The sequence below is a fragment of the Bradyrhizobium sp. AZCC 2176 genome (assembly GCF_036924645.1).
Lineage (GTDB): Bacteria > Pseudomonadota > Alphaproteobacteria > Rhizobiales > Xanthobacteraceae > Bradyrhizobium.
This window is the reverse complement of record NZ_JAZHRX010000001.1, coordinates 521137-536980: the sequence shown is the minus strand read 5'-3', so window position 1 is coordinate 536980 and position 15844 is coordinate 521137. Positions and strand designations below refer to the sequence as shown.

Here is a 15844-nt window from a genome sequence, read left to right as displayed (position 1 = left end):
GACGCCCGCTCTGCTTCCACTAGTCTTGTCAACTAACTTTGGTCGAAACCTGGCGACTGCTAAGGTCGACATCTAATGCATCGATGAAGGCTTCAAAGAGCATGGCCCCGGTCTCTCGCATCAGCGCTCTCGCGCGCTCCATCTCTTGCCTTCCTTCAGCTTTTTGATCGCTGGCTGCAGATCGGAGAAGTAGATCAGCGCGAACGATACGAGCAAGGCATTCAGGGACGCGGGCATGACGCTCGGTCGCAACCTTTATCGCCTCGTGAACAATACTGAGAGCTGCTGCAGTATCGCCCTTTAGCCTGTAGGCGTTCGCCAAATCAGCCAGAATGCGCGATTCGTTTTCCAGCCCGGCCTTTCGCGATCGGGCGAAGCTGAGGGCGTCGGACAAGTCTTCTATGGCTGAAGCGAATCTGCCTGCAACGACATGTGAAACGCCACGAAGGGCTTGGGCATAGACTCGCAGGTACGGGTTGCCGGCCTTTATCGCGATAGAGAACGCTCGGTCAGCATGTTCCTGAGCTAGTCCGATATCTCCCTCTGCCCAAGCGAGATCGACATACGCCCAACTCGGAATGCCGTAATTGATAGCATCAACCTGGCTACTTTCCATTTGGATAATTCGATCGAGATAGGGACGCGCTTCCTCCCCACGACCAAGCATCACCAGGGTTTGGCCGCGCATCACCGTCAGCCATATGTCAATGTCGAAGCCGAGCGTCTGTCTGTCAAATTTACCGATCTCGTGCGCCCGGTCCATTGCCTCGATGTTCATCTGCAGTGCTTCGATCATGCGGCCCGAGAGCCGCAGTGCATGACACAGTACAGCCTTTAGCGTGACTTCGACGCTTGGATCGTTGCCTTGATCGGCAATCGCAATGGCCTCCCGGATTTTTTCAACATATTCGTCTGCCGAGCCGCCGTTTGCCAACATCCTTCCGTAAGCTGCGTGAATAAGGGCATTGGCTCTGATGTCCTTCAATTCCAGCGCCAGTTGCTTGGCTTCCTCGAAGTAGGGAAGGGCCTCTTGCGCCGAGATTCCTTCACGCCAGGCAAAGTTCACGATCTGACCGGAAGCCATCATCTTCAGGTAATTGATCGGGTGAGACGCCGGCACGTCTTGCAGGAGCTCGCGGACCTTCTTCCAGCTTCTCAGGGCCTGACTTGGATCATTGGTACCGATCCAGACCGCTGCACGCATGTTCTGTTGGGCGGCTTTCAGATTTTCACCGGCTTGCTCGTAGTGATACGCTAGGAGAGATGCCCGTTCTTCGGCGCGATCCTTGAAGAGGGTCTCAATTGCTTGCGCCACTTTTGAATGGAGCTCACGGCGGCGTTCGTGCAGCAGCGACCGATAGGCAACCTCCTGGATAAGCGGGTGACGAAATGCAAGAAGACGCTGTTCGAAGGGGGGCACATCGTAAAGCAGTTCAGCTTGCCGCAAATGCTGCGTCGCTTCCGACACCTCGGCCGGATCCAAGCCGGCTACTGAATCCAGAATTGATGTCGAAATTTCGCGACCAACTACCGAAGCAATCTCGAGAACCTTCTTGGCATTCACTTCCAGACGGTCGATACGAGCGGCAATAACGGCTTGCACGGTCGAGGGCAGTGGAATTGCCTCGATGCCTCCCTTCAACCGATATGCGCCTTTCTCGCCTTCAAAATCCCCCCTTTCCACGAGGGCATTGACAAGTTCTTCGAGGAAGAACGGATTTCCTTGCGCGCGTTCAATGATGTTCCTGCTCAGCAACGCCAGCGAAGGGTCTTTGCCAAAATGATCCTGCAGCAAGATGGCTGATTGTGCTGCCGGCAGCGGCGGCATGTTGATTTGCCGATAATGTGTTCGCTGCATCAGGGGTGCAACAAATCCCGGCCTGAAATTGACGACCAGAAGGGTGGTGGTGCTAACTACGGCATCGGTCAGGGCTTCCACGAACTCTTCGCTTGCTGCGTCGATCCAATGCAAATCCTCGATGATTACAATCGTGGTGGCATCCGGAGTGCCTGAACGGGGCAGCGTTCTCACAAAATCGAGCAGTAGCGCCTTTCGTGCCTTTGGATCGAGCTTGATCGTTGCTTGCAGCGGATCAGCAAGGCCCAAAAACTCCAGCAGAACGAAGGACGTCTGCTCGGAGATAGAGAGAGCCGCCAACCGATCGAGGACACGACGCCGGGAAGCGTCGGCCGCTTCCTTGACGCGAAGGCCAAAATAATCGCGCAGCAGCTCCAATACCGGCTGAAACGGCGTTGCCCTGCCATGTGCCAGCACGCGCGCTTCAAAAACCCGGATGCCTTTTCCCCGGCAACTTTCCGCAAACTCGAAACACAGGCGGCTCTTGCCAATGCCGGCCTCGCCGACGACACCGACGACGCGGCCTTCTCCTTTCATCGTATTCTCGAGTTCTTGCGAGAGAGCGGAGAACTGCTCGGTTCTTCCCGTGAGCGGACTTAGCCGTCGCCCGCTTCGGAAGACTCCGCTTGAAGGGGCATGTTGAAGCCCCCTAAGTCTGAACACCTCGACGGGTGCCGCGATGCCGCGAACAGTCTGCAGGCCAAGCGTCTCGACTTCCACGAACTGCCTGGCTGCCGTGTAGGTTTCCTTTGAAACGAGGATAGTGCCTGCGTCAGCCAGTTGCTCCATGCGATTGGCGAGGTGCACATTTGCGCCAGCGGCATCATATGTCTGGTAAATTCCGTGCTCGATCGCTTGAACGACAACTTCACCGGTGTGCACGCCTACACGGATCTGCAAATCCGGATCCCCAAAGCGCTCCACCCCATCCTGCATCGCCAGCGCCGCCAGGCAGCCACGGACCGCATGATCTTCATGAGGCTGTGGCGCTCCAAACAACGCCATGATTCCGTCGCCCTGGGATTTGTTGACAACGCCATCGTAGCGCACAACAGCTTCGTTCATGAGGTCAAGAACAGGCTGCAAACGTCGCATGCCCAGCTCTGGATCACCCAAACTGTCAATAAGGCTCGTTGAATTTCGAATATCCGCAAACAGGATCGTGACCCGCTTGCGCTCTCCGCCCTTGGCATTCAGCGATTTCAGAACATGCTGCCACGACTGATTGGGTGTCTCTGAAGCGATCGGCTTCAAGGCAGCGCTGCATCGCCCGCAAAAACGGGCCGTCTGTCCGTTCAGATGGCCGCAGGCGCTGCACCTTGATCCAAGGGTAGCGCCGCATCCTTCGCAATATTCATTGGTAGCCTTGTTCTGGCAACCGCAACGCAAACATTGCATCGAACGCCCCTTGGAAGCGGAAACACTGCATCCGCAAGCGGTTATAACTCTATAAGCAGGTCAATTCTATGCTGCTTTGCAATGTCGGCCAGTATTAAGGACGAGTATCTTCGGATCGAATAAGTCGTCTTGAGGCGGCGGCGAGGAAGTATCGTTGACCGCTGCCGATTATCCCGTGGAATCCCCCAATCGGGGGATGTCACGGCCGGTCAGGCAGCGCCCCCGGTGGCCCGAGCACAATGGCACAGTGCCGTCGGCATTCGACTGCACTGTTTTCGTCAGCGCACTTTGACTTAAATTTATTGCCTGGTGCTCCTATTTCTATTTCTTTTTCGCGCCCTTCCGGACGGCCTTCTTTGGCGCTTTTTTGACGGCTTTCTTCGCGTACTTTTTCGCCGACTTTCGTTTCGTGGGACGAAGAAGCCTAGGGTGCACAGGTCCGTGCTCACCGCCATCTGCAGGAGGATCGCTGGGGTCGCCCGGAATGCCTGCGTCAATTTCGTGGTCGCATAACAGCGTGATCGTCATCCAGAACTTGCCATTAGCGTCAGGATGTTTTGGGGAAATCTCCACTTCATAATCGGGCGGATTGGGCTTCGTATTGAAGCGAGCCCAGAAATGGATGCCAACGCAATCGGGGTCGCCGACGGAATCCCTGAGTGCTTGCAGGATTTGAATTCGGTTCGCATCGCCGATGAGATCGCGCAGGAAGACGTACCATCGGCCCTTCGGCCGCGGGCCCGAAGTTGGAAAGATTCTCAGCCGATGGGAGATCCGGTGCAGGTGTCGGGTGTTGGCGAAAAAATCGTCAGCATTGTCGGCGATGTGCCTTCGTAAATTCGCCAGCTTGGCTCCCTGAAATGTCGTGTTCAGCTTGTCAATGACTTCGGCATCGTTGCCGTTAGGAATCAGTCCGCCCATATAGTAAACCTCTCGATTGGGAATGAGTGATAGCACGCGAAATTTGACAGGTTTTCAAACGCATCGTCCGGCCTTCGAGCAACGCCTGCCGTCGTTCTCGCCAATTCATTGCCCAGCAACGTTTCCGTGATGCTGATGTCGACGAAACCCCCCGCATCTGAAAACGCAGGGCGTGCTCAATCTCTTGCACGGCCGCGGGCAGCCGAAAATCTACGCCGTCCGCCTGCAGCTTCCTGCGTCCCTCGGCTGTCGCCCAGCTGTCAGCGGAGCATTCGCACGCGAGTTGGGCAAAGGGCAATTTGCACCCCTTGCCCAAATGGTGACCGGTTTCATGAAGCAGCATAAAGACCAGAGCGTCGTGGCCAATCGCCGGATGAAAGGCCAGTCCGCCGAAAACATCCACCAGGCGGGAGTCGTTGGTCGACGATGCCTGTGCATTGACAGCAGTCACCGAGTCCAGGAGGCGGTAATGTACCGACGGAAAGCTTGCTTCGAATATGGCGAAAAGCCTGCCCAGGCCGGAACGCCGTTCAGCCGACCGGTCCTGCTTCTCGACGACGCACTGCGCTTGATCGAAAATCATCGATAACCAATTCCTGAACCAGAATCGGCAGCTTAAGGAGAATCTCCGATATTTCAATCTTTCAAGATATCGCGACCATCGCCTTGTAGTTGTGCATTTGGTGGTGGCAGATCTTCGAAGGGCAGGCTTCCCAGGGCCGACGCATTAAGGGCGGTTATGGCACCCGTAGCGGACTTTACACGATCTAGATCGGCCAAATCCGGTGAGCGAAGCAGACTGCGTGGCGTGGCTCCCACTGGTCTCGAATGTCGGCTCTCGAAATTGTAGCGTCTCCCGGCCTCCAAATTCGCGGCTTGAACCGCGAAAAGTCTCCCGGGCTGGAAACGGGGCGGATGAGGCGAAATTCTCAAGGCATTTCAAAGGCCCATTTCCAATCGGGAATGTCGGAGTTCGATCCCTTCGTGGTCAGCCAGTTGATATTACTTACCTAAATCGCCTTCTCGGGGCTTCATTCTGAACGGCGCGATTCTTCCGCCTAAAGATGTACTCGCCGCGCCTAGCACCCAACCCAGTAATTCAAGCTCTGCCAGAAGCGCTTGAACATAGTTGCACACTCCTGTGTTTAATCATTGCGGCCATTCCGTCCCCATTATCACGCGAGCCAGCTCCGACGGATTCTCAACAGCTGAGAAGTGGCCGGTATTTTTGAGCGTCACCATCTGCGAGGCAGGAATCAGCGACCGTGTGCGTTCGCGTTCATTTGGCCGAGACCAATCGCTATCGCCATAAATGAGCGTCACAGGCGCCGAGATCTGCCGATAGTAATCGCGTGCCTTGCTCCAGGATCGCCAGCCTGCCAGCACCTTGCGTGCGATCCGCTTGTATCCCGGGCGGTGGGCTACTTCATCGAACTCAGCAAGCAAATCGGCCGGCAGTTTGCGCGGGTCGTGATATCCGCCGCCCATGATCTTGCCGAGAACCATCTTGTTTTCGAGCGATGCATTCATCGCGCCGAGTACCGGGATCTGCAAACTTCCGATGATAAAATTCGCGAACCAGTTGCCGCGTCGAATACCGTCCCCGTAGCGGGTCTCGTAGTCGTAGGGGTTGATCGCATAGACCCGCTCCACCCGCTGCGGAAGCGCCGCCGCCACGGTGAGGGCCAATGCGCCGCCGATCGACTCGCCGACGATCGTGACGTCCGAGAGATTGAGCTCCTCGATGAAGCGAATGACGGCCTGCCTGAAGTAGGGTTCGTCGAAGCTCGCGCTTGGATCTATTGGTGAGTGTCCATGGCCTGGGAGGTCAATGGTGTACACCGTGTGCGATGTCGCGAGGAGGGGCGCCAGGCTGCGGAAATATTCGAGCTGCGTCCGGATCGTATGTATGAGGAGTAACGGAGGCCCGCTGCCGATCTTTTGAAAACGTACGCTTAGCTTATCCGATATCTTCAGCAAACTTGGTTTGGCTTCAGTCATGCTGAGCATTCGGTCTCTCCGTGTTTTGAGGGGGCGCTTTCAAGCGGCAGCGGCGTCGCGGACCTGTTCGGTCGCGGCATCCAAAAGCGCCTGAGCCAGATCAGGGTCGTTGACGACGCGCGATAGCGTCACCGCGCCGACCATCGTCGCGAGAATGGCCATAGCCTTGCCGCGGGAGGCCTCATCGCCGGTCCCGGCGATGAAGCGGCCGAGCACGTCGAGATGCGCTTTGATTCCCGCTTCGAATTCCGCCTTCACGTCGGCGCCCTGTCGGGCGGCATCTGAGCCGAGTGCCACGATCGGGCAGCCGTCCATCTTTTCTTCACGATGGTCGCCGCTGAGGTAAAACGCGATCACCGCGCCAAGCGGATCATCAGGATTCTGAGCGGCCGCGTCCGACCATCGGCCGGAGGCGCTCTCCAATGCCCGCCTGGACGCCTCTACCGCCAAATCCTCTTTTGAGGCGAATTGCTTGTAGAAGGCGCCCTGGGTTAGCCCGGCCCCCTCCATCAGATCCTTGAGCCCGATACCGTCAAAGCCGCGCTTCCTGAAGAGGCGACTCGCCACATTGATCACGGTTTGGCGGTTCTCCGCGGCTTGAATGCGACTCACCCGCATCGTGGACCTCCATTTGGATTTCGGTCGAACTCTATAGCTCAGATAGAGTGCGAACGCAATCTATCAAGTGGGGTATGGCGGAATCTGAGGCTCCCGGGGGTCGAAGTGGCCTATTTCGCGGGATCACGTTTTCGTCAACGCTCCAATTTAGATTGCGATCGAACTCTAATGTGATTATAGAGTTCGAATGAAATCTAAGTGGCTTGGAGATGGCAATGAGAAAGAGCAGACTTTTGGTCTTGGCAGGTGTCCTGATCGTGGCGTCCGGAGCGGCCGTCTTCGCTACTCTTGCTATTCCCGCCCAAGAAGCTTCCGCGGCGCGTGACCCGAGGCAGGAACCGCCGATGGTCAGACTGGCGACGGCAGCGCGGGTGAACGGATCCGAACGCGGCTTCACGGGCGTCATCGGGGCGAGGGTGCAGAGCAACCTCGGCTTTCGCGTCGCCGGCAAGATCGTGGAACGGCTGGTGAATACCGGTCAGCAGGTCAAAGCCGGTGAACCGCTGATGCGGATCGACGAAACCGACCTTCGCCTTGCGGTCACGGCAAAGCGCAACGCCGTTGCCGCAGCGCGTGCATCTGTCGTGCAGACCGACGCGGATGAACAGCGATACGCAAAGTTGGTGAGCAACGGATGGGCTTCCCGACAGCGCTACGAGCAAGCGAAGGCCGCGTTGGATACGGCCGAGGCGCAACTCGCCACCGCCGAAGCAGATGCGCGGGTCGCCGAGAATGAGGCGACCTACTCGGTCCTGTTAGCGGATGCGGACGGAACGGTGGTCGAAACGCTTGGCGAGCCCGGGCAGGTCGTCTCTGCCGGCCAGACAGTCATTCGGATCGCAAAGGCCGGCCCCCGCGAAGCGGTGGTCGCGCTTCCCGAAACGATCCGGCCAGCGATCGGCTCCGTGGCCGAGGCCAGCGTGTATGGGGCGGCCGATGGACGGCGCTACACGGCGCATCTGCGGCAGTTGTCGGATTCCGCCGATGCTCAGACCCGTACCTATGAGGCGCGTTATGTGCTCGACGGTGAGGCCGCGGCGGCACCGCTTGGCGCCACGGTAACCATTCGGCTGGCAAGCCAAGCGAGTCAGCCGGAAGTTCAGGTGCCGCTGGGAGCCGTGCTCGATGACGGCCGGAAGACCGGTGTGTGGGTCCTGGATAGCGCCAACTCAACCGTTCGCTTTCAGCCGGTCAAGCTTGTTCGGGTGAGCAGCGAAACCGCCGTGATCTCTGGGTTGAGCTCCGGTGATCCGATTGTTTCCCTCGGCGCTCACCTCCTGCACGAGGGTGCGCGCGTCAGGACTGCATCTGAAAACAACGGAAACTAACGAGCTTCAATCTTTCCGCGATCACCGTCGGAGGACGGCAAATGCTATACAGCTACATCGTCAAGAAAGAAATCCGAAAGACCTTCGACCACGTCAACAACCATCGCTGGGATGACGCGGTAAAAGCGGTCGCGCCCAATGTCCACCACCGCGTTTCCGGCGCCCACGCGCTTGGTGGTGAGCGCCACGACAAAGAAGCCCTGCGCCGCTGGTTTGAGCGCCTCGGCCGCGTCCTGCCCACTCTCCATCTCACGGTCAACAACATCTGGGTGAAGGGCTGGCCGTGGAACACCACCGTGTTTGCTCAATGGGACGCCACCGCAACGCTGCTCAACGGCGACGCGTCGTACGTCAACCGTGGTCTCCACGTGTTCACCCTGCGGTGGGGTAGAGTCTATGCACTCGAGGAATTTCAAGATTCGCAGGAAGCGGCCCGTGGGCTTGCCGCCCAAGCGGCAGCTGGCCTCAAAGAAGCTGTCGCCGAACCAATTGTAAGTAGCAGAAGCGCAGTCAGAGGCCGCGCTTTTTAGATAAGCGCGGTTCACTCGGCGCCCACCTGCTGCAGGACGGCGCGAGCGTCAGGACGAACGTCGAGGAAATAGGAGTGGCCAAATGATGAATTTCAATCTTTCCGCGATCGCCGTTCGCGAACGGGCCGTAACCCTGTTCTTCATCATCCTGCTGGCGGCCGCAGGCGCCTACGCCTTCCTCATGCTCGGGCGTGCGGAGGACCCCTCCTTCACCATCAAGACCCTGACGGTCACGACCGTATGGCCAGGCGCGACGGCGCGCGAGATGCAGGACCAGGTCGCCGAACCGTTGGAGAAGCGGATTCAGGAGCTGACCTGGTACGACCGGGTGGAGACGACCACACGGCCAGGTTATGCGTACATGACGGTTACGCTGAAGGACAGCACACCGCCATCGAGCGTGCAGGAGGAGTTCTACCAGGCCCGCAAGAAGCTTGGGGATGAAGCGCGCAAGCTGCCCTCTGGTGTGCTCGGCCCGTTCGTCAACGACGAATACTCCGACGTGAGCTTTGCCCTTTATGCCCTCAAGGCGAAGGGCATGCCGATGCGGGAACTCGCCAGGCAAGCCGAGACCATTCGCCAGGACCTCCTGCACGTGCCCGGCGTCAAGAAGATCAACATCCTCGGTGAACGTCCCGAACAGATATTCATCGAGTTTTCCTATGCCAAACTGTCAACGCTTGGCGTGTCGGCACAGGATATCGTTGCCGCCTTGCAGCGGCAGAACACGGTCACACCGGCAGGCTCGATCGACACCAAGGGGCCGCAGGTCTTCATCCGGGTCGACGGCGCTTATGACAGCGTCCAGGCGATCGCCGACACGCCGATCGTCGCTGCGGGGCGGACGCTGAAACTCTCCGACATCGCCGAAGTCCGCCGCGGCTACGAGGACCCTCCCACTTACCTCATTCGACACCAGGGTGAGCCCGCCGTCATGCTCGCGGCGGTTATGCAAGAGGGCTGGGATGGCCTCGCGCTCGGCAAGGCGCTGGAGGAGAGGTCCGCCGCTATCGCTCGGACGCTGCCACTCGGGATGACTCTGGCCAAGGTCAGCGACCAGGCCGTCAACATCACCTCGGCGGTTGACGAATTCATGATGAAGTTTGCGATGGCGCTCGGCGTGGTGCTGCTGGTGAGCCTGCTCAGCCTCGGCTGGCGCGTCGGCATCGTCGTGGCGGCTGCCGTCCCTCTGACGCTTGCCGTCGTGTTCCTCATCATGCTGGAAACCGGTCGGTTCTTCGACCGCATCACGCTCGGCGCCCTCATCCTGGCGCTTGGTCTTCTCGTGGACGACGCCATTATCGCCATCGAGGTGATGGTAGTGAAAATGGAAGAGGGCATGGACCGCATCAAGGCGGCGGCCTACGCGTGGAGCCACACGGCGGCGCCAATGTTATCGGGCACGCTCGTGACGGTCGCCGGATTCCTGCCGGTGGGCTTCGCGCGCTCGACGGCCGGTGAATACGCCGGCAACATTTTCTGGGTCGTGGGGTTCGCCCTCATCGTCTCCTGGATCGTCGCGGTGGTCTTCACGCCCTATCTTGGCGTCAAGATGCTGCCGGCGATCAAGCCGATCGAAGGCGGTCACCACGCGATTTACGGCACGCCGAACTATCGGCGCCTGAGAGGGCTCATCACCTTCGCCGTGCGCCACAAGTTCGTAACCAGCAGCATCGTCGCCATCGCCTTCGCGCTTTCCGTCGTCGGCATGGGCGCCCTCAAACAGCAGTTCTTCCCGACGTCCGACCGCCCGGAAGTGCTGGTGGAGGTTCGCCTGCCGGAAGGCACCAGCATTGAGACGACGACCGCCACAGTCGAGAAGCTCGAACACTGGCTGGACCAGCAGTCGGAGGCCAAGATCGTCACGAGCTATGTCGGTCAGGGCGCTCCCCGATTCTTCTTCGCGATGGCGCCGGAGCTGCCTGATCCGGCCTTCGCCAAGATCGTCGTGCTTACGCCGGATGAGGAGGCGCGCGAAACTTTGAAGCACCGGCTCCGACAGGCCGTGTCAGATGGGCTTGCACCTGAGGCCAATGTGCGCGTCACTCAGCTTGTGTTCGGACCCTACACGCCGTTTCCGGTCGAGTTCCGGGTCATGGGGCCTGACCCCGCGCAATTGTACGCTATCTCTGAAAAAGCGCTCGATATCATGCGTGGCGTTTCCGATGTGCGGCAAGCGAACCGTGATTGGGGTAATCGCACACCCGTGCTTCGCTTCGTCCCGGATCAGGATCGACTGAACCTCATCGGCCTCTCGCCAGCGGAGGTGGGCCGGCAGTTGCAGTTCCTCCTTACGGGCGTCGCCGTTACGCAGGTCCGCGAGGACATCCGCAATGTCCCCATCGTCGCACGCAGCGCCGGCGGCGAGCGGCTGGATCCGACGCGTCTGGCGGATTTCTCACTGATGAGCCGGGACGGCCGCCCGATCCCGCTCGATCAGGTCGGCCATTCGGAAATCCGTCTGGAAGAGCCGATTCTGAAGCGCCGTGATCGCACGCCTGTCGTCACGGTTCGCTCTGATATCAATGAGGCGACCCAGCCTCCGGAGGTCTCCAAGGAGATCAAGACCGCCCTTCAGCCGCTGATCGCATCCCTTCCGGCCGGCTATCGCATCGAACTGGGCGGATCGATCGAGGAGGCAACCAAGGCCAACGACGCGTTGGCGACGGTCTTTCCTGCCATGATCGCCGCCATGCTGATCGTCATCATGCTGCAGGTGCGATCCTTCTCGACGATGGCCATGGTCGTGCTGACGGGACCGCTTGGCCTCGTCGGCGTCGTGCCGATGTTGCTCACCTTTAACCAGCCCTTCGGATTCAACGCCATTCTGGGCCTGATAGGACTGGCGGGCATCCTGATGCGCAACACGCTGATCCTGACCGAACAAATCAAGGAGAACCGAGCTGCCGGCCTTGATGACTATCACGCCGTCATCGAGGCAACCGTGCAGCGCACGAGGCCGGTGATCCTGACCGCACTTGCCGCCGTGCTGGCTTTCATCCCGCTCACGCATTCCGTGTTCTGGGGATCGATGGCCTACACGCTGATCGGCGGCACGGCAGTCGGCACGGTGCTGATACTGCTGTTCCTGCCCGCGCTTTACGCCGCGTGGTTTCGGATCAAGCCGACGACAGATGAGATCCATGAGGATTCGAAGGAGGAGCCGGAATGGCGAACAGCGATGGCTGCCGAGTAGGGCTCTGTTGTACCCATGAATCGTCCGGTTCGATCGGGAACTGATCCAGATGAGACGCGCGCGCGCATCCTCGAGGTGGCGGAGGAGCACTTTCGCCGCATCGGTTACCATAAGACGCGGGTGGCCGACATCGCCTCCGAACTCGGGATGAGCCCGGCGAATGTCTACCGTTTCTTTCCCTCCAGGGATGCGATCAACGAGTCCATCTGCGGGCGGGTTTTGAACGAGGTTGCTGACATCGCGTTTGTGATCGCACGCACGAACGCGCCGGCCATGGAGAAACTCGACCAGTTGCTGACCGCCGTTTACCACCACAAGAAGGTGAGGCTGGTCGAGGAAAAGCACATGCACGACCTGATTGTCGCCGCCATGCAGGAGAACTGGGCGATCATCAAGGCGCACGTCGAGCGGATGGTGACGATCTTCGAGGCGATCATACGCGAGGGCATCGAAGCGGACGAGTTCGAAGTCGAAGATGCCGCGGAAGCCGCGCGAGCGGTCAAGTCCGCATTCATGCCATTCTTCCATCCGATTCTGATCGAGCACTGCGTTCAACAAGGCGAAGATATGGAGGCAGACTTGCGCGACCAGATTCGCTTTATCCTGAAGGCTCTCGGCAAGTCTGGCTAAGTCGTCTGCCGCATTCAGACGGTCACGGTTGCAGCCCGCTGGCGCCCCCGAAATGTCGATGCAAGCAGTTCGCCGCAGTCGCAAGTCTACTGCGAGCACACACGGCGGGTCTGCTCGAGGTTTGGCCGCGGCCAACCACTGTACGTCGTTCGATCAGCGTGCCGAGCATTAGCGCCCCGGCTCCGGCGCGCGACCGGTCGCTACACTGGCGGAATGGTTGGTCAGTGGCTTCAGTCCCGTGACGGTGCGCAATAGAACGTAGAACACGGGTGTCAGGAACAGGCCAAACACCGTGACGCCGATCATGCCAGAGAAGACAGCGACACCCATGGCTCGGCGCATCTCCGAACCGGCACCGGTCGAGAGCACCAGGGGCAAGACCCCCATGATGAATGCCATCGAAGTCATCAGGATCGGGCGCAGCCGCAGGCGGCTCGCCTCGATCGCGGCACGAATCGGCGAACGACCTGCGAACTCCAGTTCGCGCGCGAATTCGACGATAAGGATCGCGTTCTTGGCAGATAATCCCACCAGCACGATCAACCCGATCTGGGTGAAGACGTTATTGTCGCCCTTCGAGATCCAGACGCCGAACATCGCGGCAAGCAACCCCATTGGCACGATCATGATGATCGACAGAGGCAGGGTCAGGCTCTCATAGAGCGCAGCCAGCACCAGGAACACGAGGAGGATCGCGAGTGGAAAAACCCAGATGCCGGAGTTGCCGGCGATGAACTCCTGATAGGTCAGGTCGGTCCATTCAAAGGCGAAGCCAGGCGGTAGCACTTCGGCGGCGATGCGCGTGGCCGCTTCCTGGGCCTGGCCGGAGGAGTAGCCGGGCGCTGCCGCGGCGTTGATGTCGGAGGACAAGAAACCGTTGTAACGGATCGCGCGTTCGGGCCCGGCGCTCTGGCGAATCTTCAAGAGCGCCGAGAGCGGGATCATGTCGCCGGACGCAGAGCGCACCTTCAACTGCCTGATATCGTCGGCCCGCGCACGGAACGGCGCGTCAGCCTGGACATAGACCGAATAGGTGCGCCCGAACTTGTTGAAGTCGTTGACGTAGTATGAGCCCAGATAGATTTGCAGCGTGTTGAATACCTCCGTTACCGGAACGCCAAGCTGGAGGGCCTTGGTGCGATCGATGTCCGCGAACAGTTGTGGCACGTTGACCTGGAAGCTCGAGAAGACGCCGGCGATTTCCGGTGCCTTCTGCATCGCGGCCATGAACGCCTTGGTCGCCTCGTTCAACGCGTCGTAGCCAAGGCCGGCGCGATCCTCGATCTGGAGCTTGAAGCCGCCGATGGTTCCTAGTCCGTTGACGGGCGGCGGCGGAAACATGGCGATGAAGGCTTCCTGAATCCCGGCATATTTCTTGTTCAGCTCGGCCGCGATCGCAGAGCCGCTCAGCACCGGATCCTTGCGATCGTCGAACGGCTTCAACGTAGAGAACACGATGCCGGCGCTCGAGGAATTGGTGAAACCGGAGATCGACAGGCCGGGAAACGCCACCGAACTCTCGACGCCGGGTTGCGTCAGCGCAATTTCGCTCATCTTGCGGATGACCTCTTCGGTGCGGTCGAGCGTGGCGCCGTCGGGCAGGCGTGCGAAGCCGACGAGGTACTGCTTGTCCTGGCCGGGGACGAAGCCGCTCGGCACCTGCTGGAACAGCAGGGCGGTCAGTCCGACCAGGAGCACATAGAGACCCATTACCGCCGCCTTGCCGGAGATCACTTTGGAGACGCTGCCGCTATAATTCTCCGAGGAGCGCGCGAAGGCTCGGTTGAAGCCGCGGAAGAACCAGCCGAAACCTTTTTCCAGAATGAGGGTCAGCCTGTCCTTGGGTTCATTGTGGCCCTTGAGCAGCAACGCCGACAATGCCGGTGACAGCGTGAGGGAGTTGACTGCGGAGATCACGGTCGAGATCGCGATCGTTAGCGCGAACTGCTTGTAGAATTGCCCGGTGAGGCCGGAGATGAAGGCGAGGGGAACGAATACCGCAATCAAGACCAGTGCGATCGCGATGATGGGGCCGGAAACTTCCCGCATTGCCTGGTAGGTGGCGTCTCGCGGCGACAGTCCGGCCTCGATGTTGCGCTCGACGTTCTCGACCACGACGATAGCGTCGTCGACGACGATGCCGATCGCGAGCACCAGGCCGAACAGGCTGAGCGCATTGATGGAGAAGCCGAACACGTGCATCACGGCGAATGTGCCGACGATCGACACCGGCACGGCCAGGAGCGGAATGATGGAAGCCCGCCAGGTTTGGAGGAACAGGATGACCACCAGCACCACCAGCGCGATCGCTTCCAGCAACGTGTGGATCACCGCCTCGATCGACGAGCGCACGAACTGTGTGGGGTCGTAGACGATCTGGTAGGATACGCCCTCGGGCATGTTCTTCCTGATCTCGGCCATGGTGGCGCGGACGTGGTCGGATATCTCGAGCGCGTTGGAGCCCGGCGCCTGGAAGATCGGGATCGCCACCGCCTGTTTGTTGTCGAGCAGCGAGCGCAGGCCGTACGCGGACGCACCTAATTCGATGCGCGCGACGTCGCGCAGCCGCACCACCTCGCCGCGCGAACCGGTCTTGACCACGATGTCGCCGAACTGTTCCTCACTCGCGAGCCGACCTTCGGCGTTGACCGACATCTGAAGGTCGATGCCCTTGACGCTCGGCGAGGAGCCGACCACGCCGGCGGCCGCCTCGACGTTCTGCGCCTGGATCGCCCTCACGATGTCGCTTGCGGTCAGGCCGTGCTCGGCGGCCTTCTGCGGGTCGACCCAGACGCGCATCGAGTAGTCGCCGGCACCGTAGAGCTGGACATCACCAACGCCGTCGATCCGCGCAAGGCGGTCCTTGACGTTCAGCACCGCGTAGTTGCGGAGATACGTCATGTCATAGCGGTTGTTTGGCGACAGCAGGTGCACGACCATGGTGAGGTCGGGCGAACTCTTCTTGGTGATAATGCCGAGCTGGCGAACTACCGCCGGCAGGCGCGGCTCGGCCTGCTGCACGCGGTTCTGCACAAGCTGCGTCGCCTTGTCGGGATCGGTGCCGAGGCGGAACGTCACTGTCAGCGTCATCGCCCCGTCGGTGGTTGCCTGGCTGCTCATATAGAGCATGTTCTCGACGCCGTTGATCTGCTCCTCGATCGGCGTTGCCACTGTCTCCGCGATCACCTTCGGATTGGCGCCGGGGTAGGTCGCCCGTACCACTACGGAGGGCGGCACGACGTCCGGATACTCCGAGATCGGCATGGCAAAGAGCGAGATCAGGCCGGCCAGGAAGATCACGATCGAAAGCACACCGGCAAAAATCGGCCGATCGATGAAGAACTTTGAGAGATTCATTGCTATG

10 protein-coding genes are annotated in these 15844 nt (G+C 59.8%); 4 read left to right on the top strand and 6 right to left on the bottom strand.

The genetic code is table 11. The features are described from left to right. Positions 1-28: 28 nt before the first annotated feature. From V1288_RS02330 to V1288_RS02310, 5 genes are all read right to left on the bottom strand, one after another. Positions 29-3112: an ATP-binding protein gene (locus V1288_RS02330; RefSeq protein ID WP_334355543.1), complete on the bottom strand. Its 3084-nt coding sequence runs from the start codon at positions 3110-3112 to the stop codon at positions 29-31. A 465-nt stretch (positions 3113-3577) separates the two neighbouring features. Beyond that, positions 3578-4177, bottom strand: a complete 600-nt coding sequence (locus V1288_RS02325; protein WP_334355542.1) for a hypothetical protein — start codon at positions 4175-4177, stop codon at positions 3578-3580. Then, positions 4158-4760 carry a hypothetical protein gene (locus V1288_RS02320; protein ID WP_334355541.1) on the bottom strand — a complete coding sequence of 201 codons (603 nt, stop codon included), beginning with the start codon at positions 4758-4760 and terminating at the stop codon, positions 4158-4160. The genes V1288_RS02325 and V1288_RS02320 overlap by 20 nt, the downstream gene beginning before the upstream one ends. Before the next feature lie 566 nt (positions 4761-5326). Next, a complete protein-coding gene (locus tag V1288_RS02315) occupies positions 5327-6187 on the bottom strand; it encodes an alpha/beta fold hydrolase (RefSeq protein ID WP_334355540.1) in 861 nt (286 codons plus the stop codon). Positions 6188-6217: 30 nt separating this feature from the next. Continuing rightward, positions 6218-6796 carry a TetR/AcrR family transcriptional regulator gene (locus tag V1288_RS02310; RefSeq protein WP_334355539.1) on the bottom strand — a complete coding sequence of 193 codons (579 nt, stop codon included), beginning with the start codon at positions 6794-6796 and terminating at the stop codon, positions 6218-6220. Between the two features lie 215 nt (positions 6797-7011). On the opposite strand from V1288_RS02310, the gene V1288_RS02305 reads away from it, so the two are divergent. From V1288_RS02305 to V1288_RS02290, 4 genes are all read left to right on the top strand, one after another. Then, entirely contained in the window at positions 7012-8124 is a 1113-nt protein-coding gene (locus tag V1288_RS02305) for an efflux RND transporter periplasmic adaptor subunit (protein ID WP_334361172.1), read from the top strand. Between the two features lie 41 nt (positions 8125-8165). Then, entirely contained in the window at positions 8166-8654 is a 489-nt protein-coding gene (locus V1288_RS02300; RefSeq protein ID WP_334355538.1) for a nuclear transport factor 2 family protein, read from the top strand. Positions 8655-8739: 85 nt separating this feature from the next. Then, positions 8740-11850: an efflux RND transporter permease subunit gene (locus V1288_RS02295; RefSeq protein WP_334361171.1), complete on the top strand. Its 3111-nt coding sequence runs from the start codon at positions 8740-8742 to the stop codon at positions 11848-11850. Between the two features lie 15 nt (positions 11851-11865). Next, a complete protein-coding gene (locus V1288_RS02290; RefSeq protein WP_334355537.1) occupies positions 11866-12480 on the top strand; it encodes a TetR/AcrR family transcriptional regulator in 615 nt (204 codons plus the stop codon). A 168-nt stretch (positions 12481-12648) separates the two neighbouring features. On the opposite strand, the gene V1288_RS02285 is transcribed toward V1288_RS02290, so the two are convergent. After that, on the bottom strand, positions 12649-15837 hold the full coding sequence (locus V1288_RS02285; RefSeq protein WP_334355536.1) for an efflux RND transporter permease subunit: 3189 nt from the start codon (positions 15835-15837) through the stop codon (positions 12649-12651). Positions 15838-15844 lie beyond the last annotated feature (7 nt).

Bases quoted from the DNA above. Each gene is read 5' to 3' on its own strand.
- V1288_RS02325 (WP_334355542.1), bottom strand. From the start codon at position 4,177: ATGGGCGGACTGATTCCTAACGGCAACGATGCCGAAGTCATTGACAAG.
- V1288_RS02320 (WP_334355541.1), bottom strand. From the start codon at position 4,760: ATGATTTTCGATCAAGCGCAGTGCGTCGTCGAGAAGCAGGACCGGTCG.
- V1288_RS02315 (WP_334355540.1), bottom strand. From the start codon at position 6,187: ATGCTCAGCATGACTGAAGCCAAACCAAGTTTGCTGAAGATATCGGAT.
- V1288_RS02310 (WP_334355539.1), bottom strand. From the start codon at position 6,796: ATGCGGGTGAGTCGCATTCAAGCCGCGGAGAACCGCCAAACCGTGATC.
- V1288_RS02305 (WP_334361172.1), top strand. From the start codon at position 7,012: ATGAGAAAGAGCAGACTTTTGGTCTTGGCAGGTGTCCTGATCGTGGCG.
- V1288_RS02300 (WP_334355538.1), top strand. From the start codon at position 8,166: ATGCTATACAGCTACATCGTCAAGAAAGAAATCCGAAAGACCTTCGAC.
- V1288_RS02295 (WP_334361171.1), top strand. From the start codon at position 8,740: ATGAATTTCAATCTTTCCGCGATCGCCGTTCGCGAACGGGCCGTAACC.
- V1288_RS02290 (WP_334355537.1), top strand. From the start codon at position 11,866: ATGAATCGTCCGGTTCGATCGGGAACTGATCCAGATGAGACGCGCGCG.
- V1288_RS02285 (WP_334355536.1), bottom strand. From the start codon at position 15,837: ATGAATCTCTCAAAGTTCTTCATCGATCGGCCGATTTTTGCCGGTGTG.